Origin of the sequence: Bacillus canaveralius (assembly GCF_002860125.1) — a bacterium.
Lineage (GTDB): Bacteria > Bacillota > Bacilli > Bacillales > Cytobacillaceae > Bacillus_BJ > Bacillus_BJ canaveralius.
Map to the genome: position 1 here is coordinate 1 of NZ_PGVA01000077.1, position 6952 is coordinate 6952.

Here is a 6952-nt window from a genome sequence, read left to right on the forward strand (position 1 = left end):
TCCTGCGAATAAGCGAGTATTCGGGAGAAAATCGGATTAAACTGAGGGAGTTCAATAAGAAAAAATCGCTTGGTTAGGCAGCTGGATCTTCAACTAAAGCACCCTTTAGTTGAAGTACAATTATTCACAATAAAAAGGAGGCTGTTAGATGCCTTAACAGTCTCTCCTTTTGTTTTTTACGTTTTTACTTAATGTCGCATCATCGAATATACTAATCATTTAATCCCTTTCCATTGAGGATTTGCTGAATACATTTTTCAACCCTTGACTCACGAGTTTTGGATTGTTTGGGTGCAGAAAAATAAAGAATGTATGCTCTTTGCCGTCCCGGTGTCAATGCTTCAAAAGCAGTTTTCAAGGCAGGGATGTCATCGAGCTTATTTTGAAATTCTTCAGGAATTATAAATTCTGTCGTCTTCTTCAAATTCACTTCCAAACCGGCTTTTTCAACTTCAATGGCTTCATAAATATAGGCTTTCAAGATGGTTTCCATTTCAACTATTTCTTGAATATTGGTGAACCGAATCTGGCGCGCCGCCTGTACATTCTCCGTTTGTTGTATTAGAATCCCATGGGCATCCTGTAACAAGGCACCTTTGTGAAACAGAAGCGCACAATATTCTTTAAATCCATGTATTAAAACTATGTTTTTTTTCTCAAACGTGTAACAAGGATGCATCCACTTAAATTCTTCGGTCAGCTCACAGTCAAGAACGATATTTCTCAATTTCTCATATTCTTCCTTCCACTTTTTAGCTTTAATTAAAAATTCATCAACCTTGTGATTCATTCTACTATTTGTCATCAAGGAACACCCCACTTAAATTTTTCAATCAGCTGACAGTCAAGAACCATCATTCTCAATTTCTCCAATTCTTTCTGTCACTTTTTGACTTCACTTGAATATTCATCAACCTTGATTCATTTTCCATGACCCACTTGGCAAGCCTGCTTGAATCGGTTAAGGTAGACCAAACCGAAACTCATTCTTCTTCCTACATGCGGTTACTTCTTCTTCAACACCCCTATGCGATTTTAACATCTTACATATTTGCGTTTGAAACCAAGCTTCCCTCTATCAATTTCTTTTTGAATACTTTCGTAAGCGTTTAGGAAACTGCTTTTCTTCTTGTCCCGTTTGACTTCTACTGTCCCTACTTCCTTCGCTGTCTCGACTGCCTTTTCATGTAGCGGCAAATATGAAATCGCTACGGTGTATAGAAAATTATTCATAGCGGATTTCGTTCGTTCTGGTGAATGATGAATCGAATTTTTCAAAATATCAAGCATAATGGAAATCTTGCTTTCGGAAAATTCATTGTCTAGGCGGTTCCCTAAAAGCCAGCAATAGCAACTCCAGCCCGCTGACATTCTCAGCTCGTCACCGCTAGTAATCCATTTATCAGCAACGTCTTGTGCAATATCTGATTCTGATAAAGTTACTGCTACCACAAAATCGGACAGCATATAAAAATACGCTCCATCCATCCAACGATCAAAATCCGACTCAGTCATGGCTTTTGGGTCTGCAATAATGCCTGCAAAGTACATGGCATCGTAGTTACCTGTGGCATAAAGCTCTTCAGCTAATCGTTGATTTATTTTTATTTTCTTTGCGATTGGCTTCATAGCACCTGTTGCCACGCCAAAAAGCGGCTCGTGCGCACCATTGGATATGTAAATTTTTTTAGCTCGTTCCTTACCAAGAGCTTCAAGCTCCTGCATAACTGTTTCGAGATCCATAGTTTTGTACATCCTTCCTTAATATTAGTTCCCATTTAATTGTAAACAACTAGTTTATATTCTCTATCAACTCGTCAATACGTCTCAATTTTACCATTAATCTTATTGAAGTATTCTGCCCCGTTAGCCGCGCATGCAGCAGAGCTGCACCACAGAGAATGAAAATGATAGTGAACTGTCAATACTGATACTATCCTTAATCCAATCACGCCCTCCTCTTTTTTTTGACGTGAGTAGAGTCTTCTTAAGTACGGCCTTTTTGCAAGTTTAGAGGAAACTTATTTTCATGGTAGTTTAAGTGAAAATCTTCACAATCCCTTTCATAAACAAAACTTGGAACATATCCAAGTTTTGTTAATCGTTATTTATTGCCATAACTTTTTATTATGAAGAGTAATTCTATGATACAGACGAATGTTCCTTCTTCAACTGCTAACCTGCCCCGTTAGTTTAAGTACATTTCTTCACAAACTTATATTTTTTTAATACAAAAAAATCAGAAACTTGTGGTTCTGATTTTCGTTAGATTGTTACACTAGATTCTACTAGAGGTTCTCCGACGACACAGTCACCCAGTTGTATAGTTATTATCTCCTAGCGAATAATATTCGTGTTCAACCAACAAACGACATGAGGAGGTAAAACAACCAATGAATAAGAATTCAAAAGGATCTAAAATGTTTACAAATTCACGGTCCTCATCACGAAAATTTATGGAAGTTGAAGCTCGAAGTAAGACCGCCCATCTACAACCTGATCCCCACATATTGCATGATGATGACAAAGATTTAGATTTAGCCAGGATTGATGGTCATAAGATTACTATTCGGGAGGATGGGACATGTGAAAGTTTTTTTAAAGTAACCTCCCTAGGAGCTACTCCTTCAGGAATATATGCAGCAAAGTTAGTTTATCACTTTTTAGATAGCGATAATAATAAAATTGGAAAATGGGATTACGGACGTTTTCCTGTAGATTGTGGCGATATTAATGTGCGGCGTAATCCTACAGGTCGTTATGACGGAAACCTCTATGATCAAATTGTTGATGTGATTTGCCCTGTTGAAGGAACTTGGGAGTGGTGTGATGGCGATGAGGATGAGTAATATAGCCTGTAGTAAGAACAAATAGAAAAAGCCTGTTTTGAAAAAAGATTGATCAAAACAACCTCTTATTTAATGTGATGGATTAACTTCTTTTATAAAAGAGTTTGATCATTTTTGAAATCCTTGTTGGAGTAGTACCAGCGAAGCTGACACCACCCACAAAGTAGACGCATATATACGCTAAGCCCTTGTTTTTAAATATAAATAGAGACCATAATCTGTCGAAACAGAAGCATAACCCATTTGTCGTAACATAGCTGTGATATTACCACGGTGATATGTTCCATGATTCACAACATGGGGTACTAATTCGGACACACTTGTTTTCATTGGGTCGCCAGATGGATTCTCAATTACAAGAGACTTGTCTATATTTTCTTTTTGGTTAAGGAATGATTTGTATCGCTCGGATAACTCAAAAAACTTTGTCTCCATTTCCTCTAATCCTTTTGACTCTGTTTGTTCTTTTAGTTGTTCAGCTAACATCAATGCATGGTTCATATTTTTACCAGAAAAAACTTCTATCCACCCAAGATCGGAAAGATAAACATGGGCCAATACATTCGATATCGATGAAAACACACTTTGAACTTCTTGACGGTAAACATCCTTTGGAAGCTCTTTTAGTCGGTTGAAAATTTGTTTATTTGCCCACTCGTTAAAATCATAAAACTGTAATGCAAAATGTGTCATTTGAATCTCCCCTTTTTCATGTACGATATAGTTCCTCACCAATTATAAACGACCCTATGTTTTTAAAAAAGCCGGTACTACCCCTCGTTGCACTAACGGGCCATTATCTACAGTATGATTTTCCACCGTATTCAACGTTGTTTAAGATATAAAAATGGCTGATTTCTAACTTCGTGGAAACATTATATACAGTAATTATTTAAAGTATTCAACGTACACAAAGATAGGACTTTACGTGGAGGGGTGGGTATGAAGGCTTGGATGCCTGATGAAACAACTGCTTCAGCCTTTCAAGACCAATCATACCCACAGAGGCTCCATGTCAAGTCCTTAACCACTTATCTTGGCATACATGTACACAAAGATAAAAGGTGCATTCTATCAATCTTTTGTCGAGGATACTGTAGATAAGCGCCTGATTGTGGAAGAATGGAGGCGAGAAATTATTCTGCAAACTTAGTCACTATAGTTTTGATAATGTAAGGTAATCATATAAGAATTGCTATTAAACACTATATTCAAAATAATGATATGTAAATATCATGAACATATCAGCGTTTTTCCATGTTTATGAGATGATTAAATGATAGAATGGGGACTGTGAATAAATTTAGTGAGGGGAATCGAATATGAGAATACGAAAGAATTTGGCATTTTTTTTAGCATTCATTGGTGCAGTTGTTCTATTAATTACAAGTGTACAACCACCAAGTGAAGCGAACGCTGCCAAGGGCAACTTGAAACTTAAGAAGCTCGAAGTCGATGAATTTTTTACGAACCATGACGGAACGTTTATATTACGTGATACGAAAAAAGAAAAATCATTCATCTATAACAATGAACGCGCGAATCAACGATATGCACCGCAATCGACTTTTAAAGTTCCTAATTCACTCATTGGGTTACAGGTAGGAGCTGTAGAAGATGAATACGACATTAAATATTGGGATGGTGTTGAGCGAGAAATCGAGGTCTGGAACCAAGATCACACGCTTGGGTCTGCTATGAGGAACTCTGTCGTTTGGTATTATCAAGCTATGGCCCGTGACATTGGATATAATCGAATGGATGAATGGGTTCAGAACATTTCCTATGGTAACCAAGATATTAGTGGAGGAATTGATCAGTTTTGGTTAAGTAGTTCACTCAAAATTTCTCCAATTGAACAAGCAGATTTTATGGAAACTTTGTATAAAGAGAACCTTTCTTTTGATAAGGATGTAATGAAAACAGTTAAACGGATGATGATCCAGAAGGAAGGGGATAACTATACCCTTTACGGAAAAACAGGGCAAGGGTCAGGCATAGGCTGGTATGTCGGTTTTATAGAAACGGACAATCGGACGTATAGTTTTGCTACGAATATTGCTGGAACAAGTACAGACGCTAAAAACATTACAATGGACATTTTAAAGAAATATAATTTAATGGCAGAGTAATTAAACGTTATTTCTAATATCGATCTTCAAGAATCGGGCCAGATTGTTGAATAACGTATTGTTAAAAAGATGGAATTTTGAAATAATTGGTATTAAATTAAAGGGCGCAGTTTACTGGAATAAACAGAGTATATAAAATAATCTAATGTTAATAGAGAGAAGGAAAATTAATGAAAAAAGAATTTCCGATAATTGAAACTGAAAGATTAATTTTAAAAGAAGTAACAACTGAGGATGCTAATGATATGTTTAAATATTTATCTGATAAAGATGTTGTGAAGCATATGGGGTTAGCACCTTTCCAGACAGTTAAAGATGTTTGGGATGAAATTAATTGGTATAACTCTATTATCAAAGAAGGCACGGGCATTAGATGGGGAGTTACATTAAAAGATTTTGGAAAGATTATAGGAAGTTGTGGATTTCTTAATATGGTTACCAAACATCATCGAGCTGAAGTTGGATTTGAATTAAGTAAAGATTACTGGGGGAAAGGAATAGCTAGTGAAGCATTAGAAGCAGTTGTTAAATTTGGGTACCATCACTATCAATTAGAAAGAATTGAAGCTTTAATAGAACCTGCAAATCTCCCGTCACAAAAATTAGTAGAAAAGCAAGGGTTTACAAGAGAGGGGTTGCTAAGACATTATGAATATACTTGTGGTAAATTTGATGATTTATATATGTACTCAATAATAAAAGGAGACCTTAATCTTATTTAAGGAATTTTATTCAACTAATACCAATTAATATCAGTTATATGATTATTCCAGAAAAGGACCAAATAATTGAGTAAGATAATAAGGAATATAACAATATATCATAAGCAAAACCTATGATATTCGATAAAATCTAACTAATTTAGTTATCAATAACAATAAGGTAAAATTCAGAAATAAGAGTCAGAAAGGAAGGATTATTATGTCTTTTATTTTTAAAGCAATTGCCCATATTCAACTCGCTGCTCCAAAAGAAAGTGAAGACGTAGCAAGGGAATTTTTTAGGGACATATTAGGATTTAATGAAATTGAAAAACCCGTTGAATTACAGAAAAGGGGTGGAGTATGGTTTGGTTTTGGAAATTATCAAATACATATAGGAATTGAAGAACCGTTTTCTCCTGCTAAAAAGGCACACCCTGCATTTGAAGTAGAAAAAATTGAAGAATTAAAGCAACATATAATAAATAATGGGGTGGATGTTATTGAAGACGATAACCTCCCTGGAGCTAAAAGATTTTATACTTCTGACCCTTTCGGAAACCGTATTGAATTTTTAGAGTGGATTAAAGAATAAAATTTCCTTATTCAATTAACGGGCGATTGTAGAACAAAAAGTAAAAGGATGAAACATATTATACATGACTAATATGTTTCACTCCTTATTTTTTATAACTTTTTACGATTTAGGTCTTGATAATGTAAAAAAGTCTGATCGTTTATACTAAAGATTGATAATTAATTTGTAATAATGTTTGATAAAAAATCCTATTGTGATACTCCTTGGGTATCGTAAAGACCATATGGCGATGAGGTACATCAAAGATCTTTTCCTGTTGGCTATCTGACCAGTCATCCGTATACTTCTTACCACACTTATGACAAAAACGACTCTTACAAGTAAAACATACAAAAACAGGCTTGGGAGTTCCTTCGCATCCTAAACATTCATATCGAGAACAGCCTAAATCAGTCGTCCCAAAACGTATCGCTTTCTCAACGGTTTCTTTAATATCGGCTTGATAAGACTTCGGAAACCGGTAAGCATTCAATTTCCAAAACCCATCGAAATGATCCTTTAGTATCCGTTTAATGAGCCCGCTTTTTTGTTTACTCATAACAATTCTCCTCATAAATATAGGAACATTTTACCGAACAGTTATCCACAAGTCGAGAATATTATAATTTCCTCACTAGCGTTGCATTAAATAAAAGCGAATTTGTCAAGCTCAAATCAAATAAATTTATTTTG

8 protein-coding genes are annotated in these 6952 nt (G+C 35.5%); 4 read left to right on the forward strand and 4 right to left on the reverse strand.

From position 1 onward, the window contains the following. Positions 1-211 precede the first annotated feature (211 nt). Both CU635_RS21445 and CU635_RS21450 read right to left on the reverse strand, forming a co-directional pair. Positions 212-805: a YdeI/OmpD-associated family protein gene (locus tag CU635_RS21445; RefSeq protein WP_101579415.1), complete on the reverse strand. Its 594-nt coding sequence runs from the start codon at positions 803-805 to the stop codon at positions 212-214. A 230-nt stretch (positions 806-1035) separates the two neighbouring features. Then, entirely contained in the window at positions 1036-1743 is a 708-nt protein-coding gene (locus CU635_RS21450; RefSeq protein WP_101579416.1) for a DNA alkylation repair protein, read from the reverse strand. A gap of 650 nt (positions 1744-2393) precedes the next feature. Between CU635_RS21450 and CU635_RS21455 the strand changes: the two genes are divergently transcribed. Further along, positions 2394-2849, forward strand: a complete 456-nt coding sequence (locus CU635_RS21455) for a hypothetical protein (RefSeq protein ID WP_101579417.1) — start codon at positions 2394-2396, stop codon at positions 2847-2849. Positions 2850-3029: 180 nt separating this feature from the next. On the opposite strand, the gene CU635_RS21460 is transcribed toward CU635_RS21455, so the two are convergent. Further along, positions 3030-3542, reverse strand: a complete 513-nt coding sequence (locus CU635_RS21460) for a DinB family protein (RefSeq protein ID WP_101579418.1) — start codon at positions 3540-3542, stop codon at positions 3030-3032. A 629-nt stretch (positions 3543-4171) separates the two neighbouring features. On the opposite strand from CU635_RS21460, the gene blaOXA reads away from it, so the two are divergent. From blaOXA to CU635_RS21475, 3 genes are all read left to right on the forward strand, one after another. Beyond that, positions 4172-4981 carry a class D beta-lactamase gene (gene blaOXA / locus CU635_RS21465; RefSeq protein WP_101579419.1) on the forward strand — a complete coding sequence of 270 codons (810 nt, stop codon included), beginning with the start codon at positions 4172-4174 and terminating at the stop codon, positions 4979-4981. 170 nt (positions 4982-5151) lie between these two features. Further along, positions 5152-5703 carry a GNAT family N-acetyltransferase gene (locus CU635_RS21470; RefSeq protein WP_101579420.1) on the forward strand — a complete coding sequence of 184 codons (552 nt, stop codon included), beginning with the start codon at positions 5152-5154 and terminating at the stop codon, positions 5701-5703. A 199-nt stretch (positions 5704-5902) separates the two neighbouring features. Beyond that, positions 5903-6277: a VOC family protein gene (locus CU635_RS21475; protein WP_101579421.1), complete on the forward strand. Its 375-nt coding sequence runs from the start codon at positions 5903-5905 to the stop codon at positions 6275-6277. Positions 6278-6419: 142 nt separating this feature from the next. Here the strand turns inward: CU635_RS21475 and CU635_RS21480 are convergent, their stop codons facing one another. After that, complete coding sequence (locus CU635_RS21480) at positions 6420-6818, reverse strand: transposase zinc-binding domain-containing protein (RefSeq protein WP_180956633.1); 399 nt, start codon at positions 6816-6818, stop codon at positions 6420-6422. Positions 6819-6952: the final 134 nt, after the last annotated feature.

Bases quoted from the DNA above. Each gene is read 5' to 3' on its own strand.
- CU635_RS21445 (WP_101579415.1), bottom strand. From the start codon at position 805: ATGACAAATAGTAGAATGAATCACAAGGTTGATGAATTTTTAATTAAA.
- CU635_RS21450 (WP_101579416.1), bottom strand. From the start codon at position 1,743: ATGGATCTCGAAACAGTTATGCAGGAGCTTGAAGCTCTTGGTAAGGAA.
- CU635_RS21455 (WP_101579417.1), top strand. From the start codon at position 2,394: ATGAATAAGAATTCAAAAGGATCTAAAATGTTTACAAATTCACGGTCC.
- CU635_RS21460 (WP_101579418.1), bottom strand. From the start codon at position 3,542: ATGACACATTTTGCATTACAGTTTTATGATTTTAACGAGTGGGCAAAT.
- blaOXA (WP_101579419.1), top strand. From the start codon at position 4,172: ATGAGAATACGAAAGAATTTGGCATTTTTTTTAGCATTCATTGGTGCA.
- CU635_RS21470 (WP_101579420.1), top strand. From the start codon at position 5,152: ATGAAAAAAGAATTTCCGATAATTGAAACTGAAAGATTAATTTTAAAA.
- CU635_RS21475 (WP_101579421.1), top strand. From the start codon at position 5,903: ATGTCTTTTATTTTTAAAGCAATTGCCCATATTCAACTCGCTGCTCCA.
- CU635_RS21480 (WP_180956633.1), bottom strand. From the start codon at position 6,818: ATGAGTAAACAAAAAAGCGGGCTCATTAAACGGATACTAAAGGATCAT.